We start from the raw sequence: 18,466 nt of genomic DNA, 5'->3' as shown, positions 1-18,466 counted from the left end.
TTCCCTGACCTCAACCCGACCCGCAACACCCCTCGCACTTCCGGGCGCGACCGGCGGGGCGGGCCTTATGGAAAGTCATGGTGCATCATGGTTACTGAAGCGCTGATGGAAGCGCTCGGCAATGTGCTGACGCTTCAGCATTTCACCTATCTCATGGTCGGCGTCCTGGTCGGCCTGATCGTCGGCATCCTGCCCGGACTGGGCGGGATCGTCGGCATGTCGCTGCTGCTGCCCTTCGTCTACGGCATGGACGCCACCTCGGCGCTGGCCATGCTGATCGGGATGCTGCCCGTCCTGGCCATCGCGGATACATTCGCATCCGTGCTGATGGGCATTCCGGGATCAAGCGCCTCGCAGGCGACGATCCTGGACGGCTTCCCGATGGCCAAGAAGGGCCAGGCGGCGCGCGCGCTGAGCGCGGCCTTCACCGCCTCGCTCTTCGGCGGGCTGTTCGGGGCGGCGGTGCTGACCATCTGCGTTCTGGTCGCGCGCCCGCTGATCCTGTCCTTCGGGGCGGCGGAATTGTTCATGCTGACGCTGTTCGGCCTGTCGATGGTCGGCGTGCTGTCGGGACAAAGCCTGGTCAAGGGCATCGCCTCTTGCGGGCTGGGCCTGGCGCTGGGCATGGTCGGATCGGCCCCCGCGACCGGCGAATACCGGATGGATTTCGGCACGCTCTACCTGATGGACGGGGTGCCGCTGGTCATCGTCGGCCTGGCGCTGTTCGCGGTGCCGGAAATCGGCGACCTGCTGCGCAAGAACAGCACCATCGCGGAAAAGAAATCCAGCCTCGGCACCGGCTGGCTGCAAGGGATCAAGGACACCTGGGCCTATCGCTGGCTGACGCTGCGCTGTTCGGGCCTGGGTGCGATCCTGGGAATGATCCCCGGCCTGGGCGGCAGCGTCGTGGACTGGATCGCCTACGGCCATGTCGTGCAGACCTCGAAGGACCGCAGCCAGTTCGGCAAGGGCGACGTGCGCGGCGTGATCGCGCCCGAATCGACCACCAGCGCCAAGGAAGGCGGGGGCCTCGTGCCGACGCTGCTCTTCGGGATTCCGGGGTCCGGCTCGATGGCGATCTTCCTTGCGGGGATGGTGCTGATCGGGCTTCAGCCCGGACCCGCGATGGTCGGCCAGAACCTGGGCATGACCTATACCATCGTCTGGTCGCTAGCCATCGCCAACGTGCTGGGCACGATCCTGTGCATCGTGCTGGCGCCCAATATCGCGCGCATCACCACGGTCCGCTATGCGCTGGTCGCGCCCTTCATGATCCTGGTGATCTCTTTCGCGGCCTTCCAGCCCAGCCGGTCCTACCTGGACCTGGTGGCGCTGCTGGTGCTGGGCATCGTCGGCATCCTGCTGCGCCGCTTCGGCTGGCCGCGCCCGGCCTTCCTGATCGGCTTCGTGCTGGCCACGCAGGGCGAGCGTTACCTCTACCAGGCGCTGCAATTTTCGGGGTGGAGCTTCTTCGGACGTCCCATCGTGATCGTGATCGGCCTCATCATCATCCTGTCGGTCTGGCTGGGCGCGCGCTCGAACAAGGGCGGCGGCTCGATCCAGACCGAGGGCAGCGGTGCGATCTCGGACACGACCCAGATGTGGCCGCAGATCGTCTTTACGCTGGGGGTCGCCGGTTTCTTCGTCTTCACACTTTATGAGACGGTCGGCCTGAGCTTCCTGGGCAAGGTCTTTCCCATCGGCGTGGCCTCGGTCGGGTTGCTGGCGGCGTTGCTGGTGCTTTGGCCGCAGATCCGCGGCAACCGTGCCAGCCGCGAGGTCTTCGACGGCGAGGAACTGCGCAAGACCGACGACGACGGCCCGGTCGGACCGCTGCGCTACATGGCCTGGCTGGCGGCTTTCGTCGCCGCCATCGGGCTGGTCGGCTATTTCCTTGCGCTGGTGATTTTCTTCGTGGCCTTCCTGCGCATCGTCGGCAAGTCCAGTTGGCTGCAAACCCTGATCCTGACGGCGGCCGCCGCCGGGCTGGTGATGGTGCTGGCCAATTCGCTGAACATGGTGATGCCCGAGGGGTTGCTGCAAGAACATTACTACCAATATCTGTTCTGGCCGCTACGTTAGAGCAGACCGAAACCTTCGCACCCCCGGCCCCGCGCCGGGGGTGTGTCCATCCAAGACCCTGCAAGGAGCCATCACATGACCAGACAAACCGCGATTCCCTGCATCCTGATGCGCGGCGGCACCTCGAAAGGGCCTTACTTCCGCGCCTCGGACCTGCCTGCCGACACGGCGGCGCGTGACCGGGTGCTGCTGGCCGCGATGGGTTCGCCCGACGCCCGCCAGATCGACGGGATCGGGGGGGCGGATACGCTGACCTCGAAAGTCGCCATCGTCGGGCCGTCCACGCAAGAGGGCGTTGATGTCGATTATCTTTTCGCGCAGGTCTCGATCACCGAGGCGATGGTGGACACCGCGCCCTCTTGCGGCAATATCCTGGCCGGCGTCGGTCCCTTCGCGATCGAGCGCGGCATGGTCCCGGTCACGGGTTCGGAAACCGTGGTCCGCATTCGCAACACCAACACCAACAGCCGGATCGAAGCCGTGATCCAGACCGATGGCGAGGGCGTGGTCTATGACGGCGACACCGCCATCGACGGCGTGCCCGGCACCGCCGCCGCCGTGCGGCTGAACTTCATGGATATCGTCGGCTCGAAAACCGGCAGCCTGCTGCCCTCGGGCCACCTGGTCGAAGAGATCGACGGTATCGAGGTCACGCTGATCGACGTGGCCGTGCCGATGATGGTCTTTCGCGCCCGCGATTTCGGCAAGACCGGGCATGAAACCCCCGCGGAACTGGATGCAGACCGCGATTTCTTTGCCCGGATCGAGGCGATGCGCCGCATCGCGGGCGAACGCATGGGCCTTGGTGATGTGACCGGCCGCGTCATTCCCAAGATGGCGATGCTGGCCGAACCGCGCGGCGAGGGCCATATCGCCGCGCGCTATTTCGTGCCGCAAAAGACCCACAGCGCCTTTGCGGTGACGGGCGCGCTCTGCGTCTCGACCTGCGCCATGCTGCAAGGCTCGGTCGCGGACGGGCTGGCGCGGCGCGATGCCGGCGACGACCGGCTGGTGCTGATCGAACACCCAAGCGGCATGATCGACGTGGCGCTGAAGACCAGCGGCACCGGCGCGGCGATGCAGGTCATCAGCGGCGGCGTCATCCGCACCGCGCGCAAGCTGATGCAGGGCGAGGTCTTCGTGCCGGGCGGCCTGACCGACGGCTGACCGGCGCAGGGACACCAAGCGCCCTGCCCGCCCCGGCGGGCGCTGCCTGCTTGCGCAGTCGCTTGAACGGCAGGGCATATTCCCCGCATGCTTGCGGACCCGAACCGATGTTCGCGGGTTGAGTCGGCGGAGTTTCCGCCGCCGCCCGCGTCGCGGCGAACGCCCGCAACTGGACAAGCGCATGAGAAAACCGGATAAATTCCGCGATGCAATCGAAGCCTGCGATTTGATGAATGGCCGACAGCCCCACCTGCGTGGCTGGCTGCGGCCGGAGAACGTGCCATGCACCCCTTCCTGATCCTGTTTCACCTTGCCGCCGCCGTGATGCTCTTGCTCTGGGCGGTCAGGATGGTGCGCACGGGGGTCGAACGCGCCTGGGGCGTTTCGCTGCGCCGCGCCCTGCGCCGCGCGCGGGGCGGGTCGGCGGGAATGGCTGCGGCGGGCATGGTGCTGGCCATCGTGCTGCAAAGCTCGACCGCCGTGGGGGTGCTGGCGGTGGGTTTCGCCGCTTCGGGCATCCTTGGGGTGACGGCGGGGATTGCGGCGATGCTTGGGGCGGATCTTGGATCGGCGCTGGTGGTCAAGATCCTGTCCTTCGACCTGTCGGAGCTGATCCCGGTGCTGCTGCTGACCGGCGCCACGATGTTTCTGAAATTCGAGAACCGCCAGGTCCGCCAGATCGGCCGCATCCTGCTGGGGATCGCCTTCATCCTGCTGTCGCTGCGCATGGTGGGCGAGGCGACCGAGCCGCTGCGCGAAAGCGCCGTGCTGCCGCAGATCGCCGCCTATCTTCAGGGCGACCCGCTGACGGCCTTCGGGCTGGCGGCGCTGCTGGCCTGGGGGCTGCATTCCTCGGTCGCGGCGCTTTTGCTGTTTGCCCATTTCGCCGCCAGCGGGCTGTTGCCGGTCGAGGCGGCGGCGCCGATGGTCCTGGGCGCCAACCTGGGCGGCGCCCTGATCGCGGTGTGGCTGACACGCGGGGCGGCGCTGCCGGAATGGCGCATCCCGATGGGCAACCTGATGTTTCGCGGGATGGGGGCGGTCGTGGTGCTGATCGCGCTGCAACTGACGCCGCAGCCGCTGCGATATCTGGGCGGCAATGCCGGGGTGCAGCTTGTCAATTTCCACGTCCTGTTCAACGCCGCGCTGCTGGTGGCGGCGCTGCCCTTTGCCGGGGCGATGGACCGGCTGACCACGCGGCTGTGGCCGACCCCGCAAGACGGCGGCGACACGCCCGGCTATCGCAGTTCGCTGGACCATGCCGCGCTGGGCCAGCCCCGGCTGGCGCTGGCCAGCGTTCAGCGCGAATTGCTGCGCATGGCCGAGGTGGTCGAATCGATGCTGCGCCCCGTCGCCGACATGCTGGAGGGCGGCGACGCCCGGCGGATCGCGCAGCTTCGCGCGATGGATGACGAGGTGAACCAGCGCCACACCGACATCAAGCTGTTCATCGCCCGCCTCAATCGCGGCAACCTGACCGAGGACGAGGCGCGGCGCGGGCTGGAACTGACCGCGACGGCCATCGACTTCGAGGCGATCGGGGACATCATCGCCAAGAACCTGCTGGCCCAGGCCGATGAAAAGCTGCGCAGGCAGTTGCGTTTCTCGGACGAGGGCTGGGCCGAGCTGTCGCAGATGCATGCGCGCGTCGTTGCCAACATGCAGCTTGCGCTGCATGTGATGGTCAGCGGCGACCTGTCCACCGCGCGCCAGCTCGTGACCGAGAAATCCGTGCTGCGCAGGCTGGAACGCGACAGCCACGACCGCCACCTGGCCCGGCTGCGCAGCGGCAGGTCCGAAAGCGTCGAAACCAGCGACCTGCATCTGGAAGTGGTCAGATCGCTCAAGGAAATCAATTCCTTGCTGGTCAAGGTCGCCTATCCGATCCTGACCGAAAACGGTGTCCTGCTGGAATCGCGGCTGGCCGACGGCGAGGTGGCGGCAAACCGGATGATCTGAACCGGCCTAGCGGCAGGAGGCGGGGTTGATGCCCACGGCGCGCAATCCCCATGCCGTCATCTGGGCGATCAGGTCCTGGCTGGCGGCGTCGAAGGCGGGGATCAGGTCGCCGGTCCGGGTGCTGGCCGCCGGGGCCGAGGCGGTGAACTGCCCGCGCGAAACGATCCTCGCATCCATCTCGCGCACCATCTGGGCGTCGACGGTCAGGCGGATCAGCGCGCCATTTCCCGCGACCTCGGCGTTGAAGTCCTTGATCTCGGTCAGCATGGCGTGATCGCCCGAGGCGCCAAGCGGCGCGCGCCCGACATGGGTGAAACTGTCATAGGCGCCAAGGCTTTCGACCAGCAGGCGCTGGAGGGTCACCGGAACCGTATCGCCCCAGACCGCATCGGGCAGGTATTGCGTTTGCAGCGTCGAGGGGCGGATCATGATGCGTTCGCTGTCCAGCGTGCCACGGGTCTTGGGCAGTTCGACGACCAGTTCGCGCCCCTGGCCGGGGCTGCAACTGGTGGCGGCGGGACGCGGGGCGCGCAGTTCGAACACATCGCGGTCCGGTTCCCCTTGCAGGGCGGAAAGCGCGGCGCAGCCGGGCAGGAAGGCGGTCAGGGCAAGCAGGGCAAACAGACGCATGGGGCACCTCAGCGACGGAATTCAGGGGTGTTCGGGCCGGTAAAGATCTGCGCCGGATTGCGGCGCAGGGCGGTGACAAGCTGGTTGAGGTTATCGACCAGCCCGCGCAGTTCGACGGACATGCGCGTGAACTGGGGCAGCGCATCGCGGGTAAAGGCCCGCACCGGCCCGCTGGCCCCGTCAACCATCGAGCGCAGCGAGGCGAAGGCGCGCTCGGCCGAATCCGCGGCGTCGCGCAGGCTGGCGGTGATCTGGGGCAGGTCGTCCGAGACGCCGGCGATCGCCTCGTTCAGATTGCCCAGCGTCACGCGGAAATCGGCGATCACCGGGCCGAGGTCGTTGTTGAGAATCCGGTCCGCGCCATCGAAGGCGCGATTGGCCGATTCCAGCGCCTCGCCCCCCACCCCAAGCGTCTCGTCCAGCTTGTCGAGGCTGGTGCCCGCGCGGTCGGCAAGGCGGGTCACGTCGGATTGCAGGCTGGCGGCGGTCTCGTCCAGCCGCTGCGTCAGCCCCCGCAGATCGCCCGAAACATAGTCGCGCAACTCGTCCAGCGTGGCGGTGGCCGATTGCAGTGTTCCGTCCGCCGTCGTCGCGGCCTGCGTGAACTGTTGCAGCGCAGCGTCGGCGGTCTCGCCCAGGCCATGCATCTGCTCGCCGAAGCGGGCGATGCCCTCGGCGGCGATCCCGATGGCCTCGGTCGCACTCGAGATATCGTCCATCGCCTGATCCAGATTGGCCGTCGAATGTTCGACATTGGTCAGGATGTTCTCGACACGGGTCTGGTTTTCCTCGCCCAGCAGTTCGGTCAGTTGCTCGGCCACCTGGTTGAGACGGCTGAGCATCTCGGGTCCCTCGTCGCTCAGGGCTTGCAGGGCCGAGCGGCTGGCGGGAATGACCGGGACCGCATCGTCAGAGGTATCGCGCAGCAAGGGCGCCGAAGCCGTCCCGGCCGAGATCGCGACATTCGACACCCCCGTCACCCCCTGCGCCACCAACGAGGCGCTGGAATCGCTGCGCACCGGCGTATCCTCGGCCACCTCCACCCGGACGCGGACGGGACCGGCGGCGTCGGGGGCAAGCTGCATGTCAACAACCGTTCCCACCCGCAGCCCGGCGAATTGCACGTCCGAGGAAATGCTCAAGCCCCCGACCTCGGTGAAATAGACATCGTAATAGGCAAACTGCCGGTCGATCTGAAGCTTGGCGAACCACATCAGGAAGCCCAGCATCCCAAGGAAGCCCGCGATGGTGAAGGCCCCGATCAGAACGTAATTCGCCTTGGTTTCCATTGGTCCCTATCCTTCGCCGCGCCCGGACGTCATCGCGGCGCGGGCACGCGGTCCGTGGAAATATTCATGCACCCAAGCGTGATCGACCTTCAACATCTGCGCCATCGTGCCGGTCGTCAGCACCTTCTTTTCGGCCAGGACCGCGATCCGGTCGCAACAGACGTGCAACGTGTCCAGATCATGGGTGACCAGAAAGACCGACAGGTTCATCGCATCGCGCAACTGGACGATCAGCCGGTCGAAGGCATCCGCCCCGATGGGGTCCAGCCCCGCCGTGGGTTCGTCCAGAAAGACGATCTCGGGATCCAGCGCCAGCGCCCGCGCCAGCCCGGCGCGCTTGCGCATGCCGCCCGACAGATCGGCGGGATAATCGGCATTGGCCTTCCACGGCAGCCCGGCCATCGAGACCTTCAACTCGGCCAGCCGGGCGCGGTCCTCATCCGACAGGCCGGGGACGGCCTTCAGGGGAACCTCGACATTCTCGCGCACGGTCAGGGCGGAAAACAGCGCGCCGTCCTGGAACATGACGCCCCAACGCCGTTCGATGGCGCGCCGGGCGGCGCCGGAAAGGCGGTTCACGTCCTGCCCGAAAACGCGGATTTCGCCGACGGGCGGTCGGATCAGCCCGACGATGGTGCGCAGCAGCACCGATTTGCCGGTCCCCGACCCGCCGACGACGCCCAGGATCTCGCCCCGGCGCAGGTCCAGGTCCAGCCCGTCATGGACGACATGGCTGCCGAACTGGGTCCGCAGCCCGCGCACCTCGATGACATTTTCGCCGCTCATATGTTGACCTGCGCGAAAAAGACCGAAAACAACGCATCGGCGATGATGACGGCAAAGATCGCGCTGACCACCGCGGATGAAGTCATGGCGCCAAGCGATTCCGCGTCCTTGCCGACCTTCATCCCCGCCTGGCAGCCGACGACCCCGATGATGACGGCAAAGACCGGGGCCTTCACCAGCCCGACGATGACGTGGTTCACGTTGATCTCGGCCAGCCGGGTCAGGAACATCGAGGGCGAGATGCCAAGCTCGATCCAGGACATCACCGCACCGCCGAACAGCCCCGCGACATCGGACACCAGCCCCAGGATCGGCAATGTGATCACAAGCGCCAGCACGCGCGGCAGGATCAGCACCATGTCCACGTCGATGCCAAGCGTGCGCATGGCGTCGATTTCCTCGCGCATCTTCATCGACCCGATCGAGGCCGTCAGCGCCGAGGCCGTGCGCCCCGCCACCACGATCGCCGTCAGCAGGATGCCCAACTCGCGCAGCACGGCGATGGCGATCAGGTCGACGACAAAGACCTCGGCCCCGAACTGGCGCAGTTGCGAGGCGCCCTGAAACGCCAGCACCACCCCGATCAGGAAGGACATGGCGGTGACGATGGGAATCGCGCGCAGCCCGGTTTCCTGGCAGTGATGGACCAGCGAGGTCAGGCGGAATTCCGACGGATGCCGGAACGAGCGGCCAAGCGCGGCCAGAAAGCGGCCCAGATATTCGGCAAGTTCGTGGAAGTAGCGCAGGCCGGACATGACCTGTTGCCCGACGGTTTCCAGCACGCGCCGCCACAGCGGGGCCGCATCGGGCGCGGGGTCGGGCTTGGGAATGCTGCTGGCCACGGCATCCAGAAGCTGTCCCTGAACCTCGGTCAGGCCATCGACCTGCGCGCCCTCGCCCCGCCGGTCGGCAAGGTAAAGCGCGCCCGCCGTATCCAGCCGCGAGATGCCCTGCAACTCGATCCGCTGCCATTCGCGGCGTGGCAGTTGGCTGACAGTCCAGACCGTCAGTTCGCCCGACAGCGACAGTGCGCCGTCGCGTTCCTGCACGTCCAGGACGGGGTCGCGGCGATCTTCTGCGGCCATGTCGCTCTCTTGCCGGGGTCGGGTCATGCCGATGCTTCACCCGGAAAGCGCGCGGTGTCAACAAACCGGCGGAAACAGGGTGGTGGTCGAAAGGGAAGGGAACGTCACCACCGGCGGAACCTCAAGGAAAACAAAACCTTGATTTCGGTGGTGGGCGACCCTGGAATCGAACCAGGCATGGGTCTCCCCGGCGGAGTTACAGTCCGCTGCCGCACCTTGCAGCACGTCGCCCGACGCCGGGCGTGATTAGCCCCCCTGACCGAAGGGGTCAAGAGAGAATTGGAATTTTGGTTGCGAAGCCGGGCAAGGCGGCGCAGGAAGTGGTTGCCAGAAAGGAACCCGCCATGAATCAACCGCCACGCAAGGCAAAAAAGCCCGCCTGGGTGATCGACAAGGAACGCGCCCGCCGGGCGGCGGCCACCGAAACCGTCTGGCTGTTCGGGCTGCACGCCGTGCGCGACGCGCTGGCCAATCCCGCGCGCGAAAAGCTGCGGCTGGTGGTCACCCGCAACGCGCTGGACCGGCTGGACCCGCTGCCCGAGGGGACCCGGCCGGAAATCGTGGACGCCCGCGTTTTCGACAAGACCGTGCCCCTGGCGCCCGAAAGCGTGCATCAGGGCGCGGCGTTGGAGGTCAGGCCGCTGAAATGGGGCACGCTGGACGACGTGGCACTGGCCGCGGACCGGCGTCCGCTGATCGTGGCGCTGGACCGGGTGACCGATCCGCATAACGTGGGCGCGATCCTGCGCTCGGCCGAGGTGTTCGGCGCGGCGGCGGTCATCGCGCCGCATCGCCATTCGGCCCCCGAAACCGGGGCGCTGGCCAAGACCGCCTCGGGGGCGCTGGAACGCCAGCCCTACCTGCGCGTGGGCAACCTGGCCGAGGCGCTGATGCGCCTGCAAGACCTGGGCTATACCGTCCTGGGGCTGGACGGCACCGCGACCGAGACCCTGCCCGAGGTGCTGGACGAACTGCCCGGCCGCGCGCTTTGCATCGTTCTTGGCGCCGAGGGGCCGGGCCTGCGCGAGCGGACGCTGGATACCTGCGACCGGCTGGCGCGCATTCCCTATGCGTCCGATTTCGGATCGCTCAACGTCTCGAACGCGGCGGCGGTGGCGCTATATGCGGCTTCACAGAACCCGGCCCGCTTGTCACAACCCTGACAGAATCGGCACGGGGCCGTTGAGAATCATTGCGCAGAGTGCCAGATAATTTCCCATGTCATACAGCCAACGCCCGCCCCTAGCCGTGACAAAGTGATGATTCGCAACCGATTCGCATATATTTTCGGCCTCCTTCTGCTTGCCCCCGCCGCGTGGGCGCAGGACTGGGCGCTTGAGGGAATCGACCCCGTGGCCTACACCGTCCAGGGTCAGGCCGTGGCAGGGCGCAGCGATATCGCCACGAGGTGGGGCGGCAAGTCCTGGCATTTCGCGACCGAGGAAAACCGCGCCACCTTCGAATCGAACCCCCGCGCCTATGCCCCCGGCCTGAACGGGCTGTGCGTCGTGGCCCTGTCCGAAGGCCGCGCGGAACCCGGAAACCCCCGGCATTTCGTCGTCATCGGCCAGCGCACCTACCTGGTGCGGTCGGAAAATGCCCGCCAGCGCCTGCAACAGGATCCCCGCAAGGTGCTGATGGAAGCCAAGGCGATCTGGACGCGAATGAACCCATGATTTCACTTTGATGTGACTTTCATGGAACTTTTTGGCCACAGTCCCCATTTATTTTCTGAGCGGGGCCACGGAACGGCCTTGCTCTGATCACTGTCCCTCGTTCCGCGACTTGCGCCCGGTCACCTTGTGTGCCGGGCGCTTTTTCTATCTATTCTGCCGCAAGGACGCACATCGAAGGGGGAGACCGGATGAGCGACGAAGACATCGCGCAGATCCTGCGCAACAGCAAGGTGATCGCCATCGTCGGCATGTCGCCGAAACAGGACCGGCCCAGTTGGGGGGTGGGCCGTTTCCTGAAATCGCAGGGCTATCGCATCGTGCCGGTGAACCCCGGCCACGCAGGGCAAACGATCCTGGACGAGACGGTCTATGCCGACCTGTCCTCGATCCCTGCGGATATCGCCGTGGACATGGTGGATATCTTCCGCAGACCCGAGGCCGTCCCCGCCATCGTGGACGAGGCGCTGGCCCATCTGCCGGAACTGGAAACCATCTGGATGCAACTGGGCGTGACCAGCGCCGAGGGCGCCGAAAAGGCCCGCGCCGCCGGGCTGAACGTGGTGCAGGACCGCTGCCCCAAGATCGAACTGCCGCGCCTTGGCCTGACCTCGCGGGTAGGCTGAAACGGAAAGCGGCCCCGCTTGACGGGGCCGCGCGGTCATGGGGTCTTACTCGGTCTGGTAAAGTCCTTCATAGATCGGCTCCAGCGTCTCCATTTCAAAGAGCGAACTGACCGAGGTGCCGTTCCAGATGTTCAGGATCGCCTGCGCAAAGATCGGCGCGGTCGGAACGATGCGGATGTTGCGGGCGTTCCTGACCGCCTCGCTCGGCTGGATCGAATCGGTGATGACCAGCGATTTCATGACCGAATTCTCGACCCGCTCGATTGCCGGGCCGGACAGGACGCCGTGGGTGATATAGGCGTGAACCTCGGCCGCACCGTTGTCGGTCAGCACCTGGGCGGCCTTGCACAGCGTCCCGGCGGTATCGCAGATGTCATCGACAATGATGCAGGTCTTGCCCGCCACATCGCCGATCACGGTCATCTCGGCAACCTCGCCGGCCTTTTCGCGCCGCTTGTCCACAATGGCCAGCGGTGCGTTGATGCGCTTGGCCAGTTCACGCGCCCGCGCCACCCCGCCGACATCGGGCGAGATCACGAGCAGGTCGTCCATCCGCCCGCGGAAATGGTGCTTGACGTCCAGCGCGAACACGGGCGAGGCATAGAGGTTGTCCACCGGCACATCGAAGAACCCTTGGATCTGCGCGGCATGCAAGTCCAGCGTCAGCACGCGGTCGATGCCCGCCTCGGTCAGCAGGTTGGCGACCAGCTTGGCGCTGATCGGCGTGCGGGCCTTGGACCGGCGGTCCTGGCGGGCATAGCCGAAATAGGGGATCACGGCGGTGATGCGCGCAGCCGAGGACCGGCGCAGCGCATCGGCCATGATCAGCAATTCCATCAGGTTGTCGTTCGCCGGGTTCGACGTGGGCTGGATGATATACATGTCCTCGCCCCGGACGTTCTCGTAGACCTCGACGAAGATTTCCTGATCGTTGAACCGCTCGACCCGCGCATCCACGGGCACCACGTTCATTCCGCGATGCATGGACATCCTGCGGGCAATCGCATTGGCGAGCGGACGGTTCGCATTGCCCGCGATCAGCTTGGGTTCAGTCATTGCCGGCATGGCAGGCTCCGTTTGGATACACGAGATTGCGCCCCGCTTAGCACCGCGATAGCCTGCCGCAAACCCCCCGGAGGCCACAGATGGTGCATATCGACTATTACCTTTCGACGATCAGCCCCTGGTGCTACCTCGCGGGCGACAGGTTCGAGCGGATCGCGGCCCGGCACGGGGCGGTGATTCGCTATCGCCCGCTGGACGCCCTGCAACTGTTCGAGCGCACGGGCGGCAAGCCGCCCGCCGAACGCCACCCCAACCGCATCGCCTATCGCGCCCAGGAACTGGCGCGGTGGTCGGCCCATCTGGACATGCCGCTGATCCAGCCGACCCTGCCGCGCCTGAACGCCGCGCCCTCGTCCTATGCCGTGATCGCGGCACAGGCGGCGCAGGCGGGCGATATCGGTGCGCTGGTGCAGGCCTTCCTGCGCGCCCGCTGGGTCGAGGACCGCGACATCTCGGACGATGGCGTCATCCGCGACGTGCTGGCAGGGGCGGGCTTCGACCCCTCGACCGCCGACAAGGGCCTGTTCGTCGGGGCCGAGCAATATGGCCGCAACCTCGACGACGCGGTCGAGGCAGGCGTCTTCGGCCTGCCCTTCTACATCGTCGCCGAAAGCGGCCAGCGGTTCTGGGGGCAGGACCGGCTGGAGTTCCTGGACCGGCATCTGGCCGAACTGGCATGAGCGGGTTGCATGTCCGTCACTTCGCGGGCGACCCGGATCGCCCCGCCCTTGCGCTGCATTGCATGATGGGCACCGGCGCCTATTGGGGGCCCGTCGCGCGCAAGATGAACGGCGTCGTCGATCTGCGCGCGCCCGACATGTTCGGTCATGGCCGCAGCCCCGCCTGGCAACCGTCGGGCGTGGATTACCATACCCAATTCACCCGCAGCGTCGCCGCCCTGATCGACCGCCCGCTGGACCTGGTTGGCCACAGCTTCGGCGCCACCGTGGCCCTGCGCATCGCCGTCGGCGCCCCCCATGCGGTCCGCAGCCTGACCCTGATCGAGCCGGTGCTGTTCGCCGCCGCCCCCGACCCCGAACAGGACCGCCTTTTCGCCCGCATGGCCGCCGCCTTCGACGCGGGCGACCCCCGGCAGGCCACGGCCGAGTTCCTGGCCGTCTGGGGGCTGAAGGACGAAGGCGGCAGCGCACCGCCGCTGGACAGTTTCGTTCGCCAGATCGACATCGTCGTCGATACCAACGACACGCTGGCCAACGACCGCCCGGCCATCCTGCGCGAAGGCGGGATTGAGGGCATCGACGCCCCGGTGATGATCATCAACGGCGCCGATTCCCCCACCGCCGTTTCCTCGATCGCCGAGGCGCTGGCGGCCCGGATGCAGGATGTCGGCATCGCGACCGTGCCCGATGCGGCCCACATGCTGCCCATCACCCACCCCGATCAGGTGGCCGAACTGATCGCGCTCAACCTGACGCGCGCTCAGTCATAATCCCAATTGTCGACGTAGCGCACCGGGCCGATGGCCAGCCATCCGGCCCGGACCCGCGCCACGCGCGAATCGCCCCAGGTGCGGAACTCGATATCGAATCCCTGGCGGGTGACATTGATCGCGCCGATATCCATCCGCTGATTGGGCACCGAATCCGTGTCCCACATCGTGATCGAGACATGGACGGTCGGCGGGGCATCGAAAGCCTCGGAAAAGCCGACATGGGTGACGGAACGGCGCGGGCCGGTGCCGGTCCACATCTCGCCCCCCTCTTCAAAGGCCGAGAACAGCATGGCCGAACCGTCGAGGATTCCGACTGCCGAGTCCGATATGCGCCGCACCTTCGCCCCCCTGCTCTTCCATCTTCCTGATTAGACGAAAGAAAAGGGCCCCGGAAGCCCGGAACCCTTAAGTTCTTCAGTTTTTCGAACCGATCAGTCCGGGAAATTCGCTTGATTCGGATCAAGCCCGATATGCGTGCCCAGCGCCTGCATGTCGCCCAGCAGCTTGACGGCGGCGGTGACGATTTCCTCGCCCACGGTCTCGCGCTTTTCCTCGGCCTGCTTGACGCGGCGATGCGCGGAAACAAGCATCTCGTTCAGGACTTCCTGCGTCATCTCGGTGCGGGGATGGCCCCGCTCGGCCAGAAGCGTGACCGAGTCGGCGTTGATCTCGACGAAACCGCCGGTCACGGCGAATTCCGTCTGCGCGCCATCGCCCGCAATCACGGTCACCAGTCCGGGGCGAAGGTTGACGATGGCCGGCGCATGGCCGGGCATCGCCGTCAGGTCACCTTCGGTCCCCGGCAGGCGAACCTCGCGCGCGGCAACGGACATCAGGTTCCGTTCCGGCGAGACGAGGTCGAACTGCATGGTATCGGCCATTCCAGCCCCCTTTAAGCCGCTTCAGCGGCGAGTTTCTGCGCCTTGGCTTTCACGTCCTCGATGCCGCCGACCATGTAGAAGGCCGCTTCCGGCAGGTGGTCGTATTCGCCGGCAACCACCGCCTTGAAGGACGAGATCGTGTCTTCCAGCGGCACCTGGACGCCGTCCGAGCCGGTAAAGACCTTCGCCACGTCGAAGGGCTGCGACAGGAAGCGCTGGATCTTGCGGGCGCGGGCCACGGTCAGCTTGTCCTCTTCGCTCAGTTCGTCCATGCCGAGGATGGCGATGATGTCCTGCAACGACTTGTATTTCTGCAAGATACCCTGAACGTCGCGGGCGACCTGATAGTGCTCCTCGCCGACGACGCCCGGATCGAGGATCCGCGAGTTCGAGTCCAGCGGGTCCACGGCCGGGTAGATCCCCAGTTCCGAGATCGCGCGCGACAGAACGGTCGTGGCGTCGAGGTGGGCAAAGGTCGTGGCGGGCGCCGGGTCGGTCAGGTCGTCGGCCGGAACATAGACGGCCTGGATCGAGGTGATCGAGCCTTTCTTGGTCGAGGTGATGCGTTCCTGCATCGCGCCCATGTCGGTGGCCAGCGTCGGCTGATAACCCACGGCGGACGGGATGCGGCCCAGAAGCGCCGACACCTCGGAACCCGCCTGGGTGAAGCGGAAGATGTTGTCCACGAAGAACAGAACGTCGGTCCCGGTCGAATCGCGGAACTGCTCGGCCAGGGTCAGGCCGGTCAGCGCGACGCGCATCCGCGCCCCCGGAGGCTCGTTCATCTGGCCGTAAACCAGCGCAACCTGCGATTCGGCCAGGTTGTCGGGCTTGATGACGCCCGATTCCACCATCTCGTGATAAAGGTCGTTGCCCTCGCGCGTCCGTTCACCGACGCCCGCGAAGACCGAGTAACCCGAGTGCACCTTGGCGATGTTGTTGATCAGTTCCATGATCAGAACGGTCTTGCCCACGCCGGCGCCGCCGAACAGCCCGATCTTGCCGCCCTTGGAATAGGGCGCCAGCAGGTCGATGACCTTGATGCCGGTCACCAGGATTTCCGAGCTGGTCGCCTGCGAGGCGAAATCCGGCGCGGGCTGGTGGATCGCGCGCGTTTCGGTCGCGACGACGGGGCCGCCCTCGTCGACCGGCTCGCCCACGACGTTCAGGATGCGGCCAAGGGTCGAATCGCCGACCGGCACCATGATCGGCCCGCCGGTGTCGGTCACCACGGCGCCGCGGACCAGACCTTCGGTCGCGTCCATCGCGATGGCGCGAACGGTGTTTTCGCCCAGGTGCTGGGCAACTTCCAGAACCAGGCGCTTGCCGTTGTTCTCGGTTTCAAGCGCGTTGAGAATTGCAGGCAGCTCGCCGTCGAACTGGACGTCGACGACGGCGCCGATCACCTGCGTGATCTTGCCCTTTGATTCTGCCATGTAATCAACTCCTTGGCTTCTAGTTGCGGGCGGAGCGGACGGCACACCGGCCCCGCGTTCATATGTTCACCGTCCCGGATCTTCCGGGGCGCAGACATTCGTTCGGATATGCTTCCACCGGCCAGCGGCGGTTTCGCGCCAGGCGTCGCGCAGACCGGCAAGGCCGAAATGGACTTCGCCCACCGTCATTTGCAGGCTGCGGCCAATGAAATAGCGGCGATATTTACGCTGGAAGCGGTCGCGGCACAGCGGAAAAGAGCCATCTACCAGCCCACCACTGTGGTGGCGCAGCAAAAAGGGAATGACATAGTTGCGTCCCCCCATGATCTCGCTCAACCGGCAAAGGTCGCTGGCGTAAAGGTGAAACCCTTGCAGGTCGTAAGAGTTCACGACAGGACGCTCGCGCCGCATGACAACGAAGTTTTCGTCAAGCGATTCGACCAGCTGCGACTTTTCCACCCGCTGATCGGCGCCATGCGGATCGTCGATATGGATCGCCAGATCCGGGCGGCGGCGGCGATAGCGGACACCGCCCGCATTTCCGGCAAGCGTCCAGCCGGGGTCGATACGGGACAGTTCTTCCAGCCGGGCCGACAGTTCGGCCGCGCCATCATACAGGAATTCGACATCGTCATGGGTAAAGACGATGTACTGCCCACGCGCCTCGACGATGGCACGGCGCATGGCGTCGAAACCGTCGAAGCGGTTTCCCGTACGATTATCCAGCGCGAAGAATTCGGAGTTCTTTCTGGAGAACCCCTTGTTCCGCGCCGAGGTCAGCATGCGATCATAAGACGCCTGACGTGCAACCAAGGTCACAAAGGTAAACAGCACATCGCTATAGGCAGGCCCGGCAATATACCGGACCCCCAGCTCTTCGGCGATGGACTGTGGTTTCGCGACCTGGGCCATGTCAGAGTGCCTCGGCCCCCGAGATGATCTCGATCAACTCTTTCGTGATCGCAGCCTGGCGCGAACGGTTGTATTCGGTCGTCAGCCGGTCGATCATGTCGCCTGCGTTGCGCGTCGCGTTGTCCATCGCCGTCATCCGCGCACCCTGTTCCGAGGCGGCGTTTTCCAGCAATGCGGCAAAGACCTGCGTCGCGATCGAGCGCGGAAGCAGCTCGTTCAGGATACCGGTCTCGTCAGGCTCGTATTCATAGAGCGCCGACGCGCCGAGGGTCGCTTCGTCGGCTTCCTCGACCACGGCGGGGATGATCTGGCGCGCGGTCGGAACCTGGCTGATCACCGATTCGAAGCGGCTGTAGAACAGCGTCGCCACGTCGAATTCGCCGTTTTCAAAACGGTCGAGAATGCCCTCGGCAATCTCGCGCGCGTTGTCATAGGCGATCCGCTTGACCTCGCTCAGATCGACATGGTGGACGAACAGGCTGGCGTATTCGCGCTTGAGCTGCTCGCGCGCCTTCTTGCCGACAGTGACGATCGCGACTTCCTTGCCCTGCGCTTGCAGTTCAGCGACATGCTGGCGCGCAAGCTTCACGATGGACGAGTTGAAGCCACCCGCCAGACCGCGTTCCGAGGTCAGGACCACCAGCAGATGCCGGCGATCCTCGCCCGTTCCGGCCAGCAGGCGCGGCGCGCTGGCGGACCCGGCCGCCGAAGCGGTCAGGCCGGCCATCACCGAAGCCATGCGGTCGGCATAGGGACGCGCGGCCTCTGCCGCTTCCTGCGCGCGGCGCAGCTTGGCGGCGGCGACCATCTGCATCGCCTTGGTGATCTTCCGCGTGTTCTTGACGCTTCCGATCCGGTTCTTGAGATCCTTGAGGCTGGGCATCTGTCACCCCCCTCAGGCGTAGGTCTTGGCGTAATCGGCCAGCGCCGCCTTGATCGCATCTTCCAGATCGCCCGAAACCTTGCGGTCGTTGCGGGTCATGTCGTCCAGCAGATCGGCCTTCTGGTTGCGCAGGAACTGGATCAGGCCCTGTTCCCACCTGGTGACCTCGCCCACCGGCAGGTCATCCAGGTAACCCTTGGTGCCGGCATAGATGACGATGACGATCTCGGCGTTGGTCAGCGGCGAATATTGCGGCTGCTTCATCAGTTCGGTCAGGCGCGCGCCGCGGTTCAGCAGGCGCTGCGTCGCGGCATCGAGGTCCGAGCCGAACTGCGCGAAGGCCGCCATTTCGCGATACTGGGCCAGTTCCAGCTTGACCGGACCGGCGACGGATTTCATCGCCTTGGTCTGGGCCGCCGAACCCACGCGGCTGACCGACAGGCCGGTGTTCACGGCGGGGCGGATGCCCTGGAAGAACAGTTCCGTTTCCAGGAAGATCTGGCCGTCGGTGATCGAGATCACGTTGGTCGGGATATAGG

18 protein-coding genes, 1 tRNA gene and 1 pseudogene are annotated in these 18,466 nt (G+C 65.9%); 8 read left to right on the top strand and 12 right to left on the bottom strand.

The features are described from left to right. Nucleotides 1–87 precede the first annotated feature (87 nt). The 3 genes from Q0O97_RS14535 to Q0O97_RS14525 all read left to right on the top strand — a co-directional run bounded on the left by Q0O97_RS14535 (nt 88) and on the right by Q0O97_RS14525 (nt 5,208). A complete protein-coding gene (locus Q0O97_RS14535; RefSeq protein ID WP_294930819.1) occupies nt 88–2,082 on the top strand; it encodes a tripartite tricarboxylate transporter permease in 1,995 nt (664 codons plus the stop codon). A gap of 75 nt (nt 2,083–2,157) precedes the next feature. Next, nucleotides 2,158–3,249, top strand: coding sequence for a 4-oxalomesaconate tautomerase (locus tag Q0O97_RS14530; RefSeq protein ID WP_294930817.1), 1,092 nt, complete (start codon nt 2,158–2,160; stop codon nt 3,247–3,249). A 282-nt stretch (nt 3,250–3,531) separates the two neighbouring features. After that, entirely contained in the window at nt 3,532–5,208 is a 1,677-nt protein-coding gene (locus Q0O97_RS14525; RefSeq protein WP_294930815.1) for a Na/Pi cotransporter family protein, read from the top strand. Between the two features lie 6 nt (nt 5,209–5,214). Here the strand turns inward: Q0O97_RS14525 and Q0O97_RS14520 are convergent, their stop codons facing one another. The 5 genes from Q0O97_RS14520 to Q0O97_RS14500 all read right to left on the bottom strand — a co-directional run bounded on the left by Q0O97_RS14520 (nt 5,215) and on the right by Q0O97_RS14500 (nt 9,230). Continuing rightward, on the bottom strand, nt 5,215–5,838 hold the full coding sequence (locus Q0O97_RS14520; RefSeq protein WP_294930813.1) for an ABC-type transport auxiliary lipoprotein family protein: 624 nt from the start codon (nt 5,836–5,838) through the stop codon (nt 5,215–5,217). Nucleotides 5,839–5,846: 8 nt separating this feature from the next. Beyond that, the gene (locus Q0O97_RS14515; RefSeq protein ID WP_294930811.1) at nt 5,847–7,127 is read right to left on the bottom strand and encodes an MlaD family protein; all 1,281 of its coding nucleotides are present in this window, start codon (nt 7,125–7,127) and stop codon (nt 5,847–5,849) included. Between the two features lie 6 nt (nt 7,128–7,133). Then, entirely contained in the window at nt 7,134–7,913 is a 780-nt protein-coding gene (locus tag Q0O97_RS14510) for an ATP-binding cassette domain-containing protein (protein ID WP_294930809.1), read from the bottom strand. Beyond that, entirely contained in the window at nt 7,910–8,998 is a 1,089-nt protein-coding gene (locus Q0O97_RS14505) for an MlaE family lipid ABC transporter permease subunit (RefSeq protein ID WP_294930807.1), read from the bottom strand. The genes Q0O97_RS14510 and Q0O97_RS14505 overlap by 4 nt, the downstream gene beginning before the upstream one ends. 148 nt (nt 8,999–9,146) lie before the next feature. Then, nucleotides 9,147–9,230: transfer RNA gene (locus Q0O97_RS14500), tRNA-Tyr, on the bottom strand. 112 nt (nt 9,231–9,342) lie between these two features. Between Q0O97_RS14500 and Q0O97_RS14495 the strand changes: the two genes are divergently transcribed. The 3 genes from Q0O97_RS14495 (at nt 9,343) to Q0O97_RS14485 (ending at nt 11,297) form a co-directional block, all read left to right on the top strand. Further along, the gene (locus Q0O97_RS14495; protein WP_294930805.1) at nt 9,343–10,161 is read left to right on the top strand and encodes an RNA methyltransferase; all 819 of its coding nucleotides are present in this window, start codon (nt 9,343–9,345) and stop codon (nt 10,159–10,161) included. A gap of 96 nt (nt 10,162–10,257) precedes the next feature. Then, nucleotides 10,258–10,674 (top strand): YHS domain-containing (seleno)protein, encoded by a 417-nt coding sequence (locus tag Q0O97_RS14490; protein WP_294930803.1) that lies wholly within the window; start codon nt 10,258–10,260, stop codon nt 10,672–10,674. 188 nt (nt 10,675–10,862) lie between these two features. Beyond that, nucleotides 10,863–11,297 carry a CoA-binding protein gene (locus Q0O97_RS14485; RefSeq protein ID WP_294930801.1) on the top strand — a complete coding sequence of 145 codons (435 nt, stop codon included), beginning with the start codon at nt 10,863–10,865 and terminating at the stop codon, nt 11,295–11,297. Between the two features lie 45 nt (nt 11,298–11,342). Here Q0O97_RS14485 and Q0O97_RS14480 read toward each other — a convergent pair whose 3' ends face one another. Continuing rightward, nucleotides 11,343–12,362, bottom strand: a complete 1,020-nt coding sequence (locus Q0O97_RS14480) for a ribose-phosphate pyrophosphokinase (RefSeq protein WP_294930798.1) — start codon at nt 12,360–12,362, stop codon at nt 11,343–11,345. 80 nt (nt 12,363–12,442) lie between these two features. Here Q0O97_RS14480 and Q0O97_RS14475 point away from each other — a divergent pair, with 80 nt between their 5' ends. Beyond that, a complete protein-coding gene (locus Q0O97_RS14475; protein ID WP_294930795.1) occupies nt 12,443–13,042 on the top strand; it encodes a 2-hydroxychromene-2-carboxylate isomerase in 600 nt (199 codons plus the stop codon). Then, on the top strand, nt 13,039–13,812 hold the full coding sequence (locus Q0O97_RS14470) for an alpha/beta hydrolase (RefSeq protein WP_294930793.1): 774 nt from the start codon (nt 13,039–13,041) through the stop codon (nt 13,810–13,812). Before Q0O97_RS14475 ends, Q0O97_RS14470 begins: the two co-directional genes overlap by 4 nt. On the opposite strand, the gene Q0O97_RS14465 is transcribed toward Q0O97_RS14470, so the two are convergent. The 6 genes and pseudogenes from Q0O97_RS14465 to Q0O97_RS14440 all read right to left on the bottom strand — a co-directional run. Continuing rightward, on the bottom strand, nt 13,803–14,153 hold the full coding sequence (locus tag Q0O97_RS14465; protein ID WP_294930791.1) for an H-type lectin domain-containing protein: 351 nt from the start codon (nt 14,151–14,153) through the stop codon (nt 13,803–13,805). The genes Q0O97_RS14470 and Q0O97_RS14465 overlap by 10 nt on opposite strands. Nucleotides 14,154–14,246: 93 nt before the next feature. Beyond that, nucleotides 14,247–14,696 carry a F0F1 ATP synthase subunit epsilon gene (locus tag Q0O97_RS14460; protein WP_294930789.1) on the bottom strand — a complete coding sequence of 150 codons (450 nt, stop codon included), beginning with the start codon at nt 14,694–14,696 and terminating at the stop codon, nt 14,247–14,249. 11 nt (nt 14,697–14,707) lie between these two features. Next, nucleotides 14,708–16,132, bottom strand: coding sequence for a F0F1 ATP synthase subunit beta (atpD, locus tag Q0O97_RS14455; RefSeq protein ID WP_294930787.1), 1,425 nt, complete (start codon nt 16,130–16,132; stop codon nt 14,708–14,710). Nucleotides 16,133–16,198: 66 nt separating this feature from the next. Then, nucleotides 16,199–17,044, bottom strand: coding sequence for a hypothetical protein (locus tag Q0O97_RS14450; protein ID WP_294930785.1), 846 nt, complete (start codon nt 17,042–17,044; stop codon nt 16,199–16,201). A 1-nt stretch (nt 17,045) separates the two neighbouring features. Next, complete coding sequence (locus Q0O97_RS14445; protein WP_294930783.1) at nt 17,046–17,927, bottom strand: F0F1 ATP synthase subunit gamma; 882 nt, start codon at nt 17,925–17,927, stop codon at nt 17,046–17,048. 12 nt (nt 17,928–17,939) lie between these two features. Continuing rightward, nucleotides 17,940–18,466: pseudogene (locus Q0O97_RS14440) on the bottom strand (F0F1 ATP synthase subunit alpha); the annotation flags it as partial.

It is taken from the genome of uncultured Paracoccus sp., from assembly GCF_945915435.1.
Taxonomy (GTDB): Bacteria; Pseudomonadota; Alphaproteobacteria; order Rhodobacterales; family Rhodobacteraceae; genus Paracoccus.
This window is presented reverse-complemented; position numbering and strand designations above follow the sequence as displayed.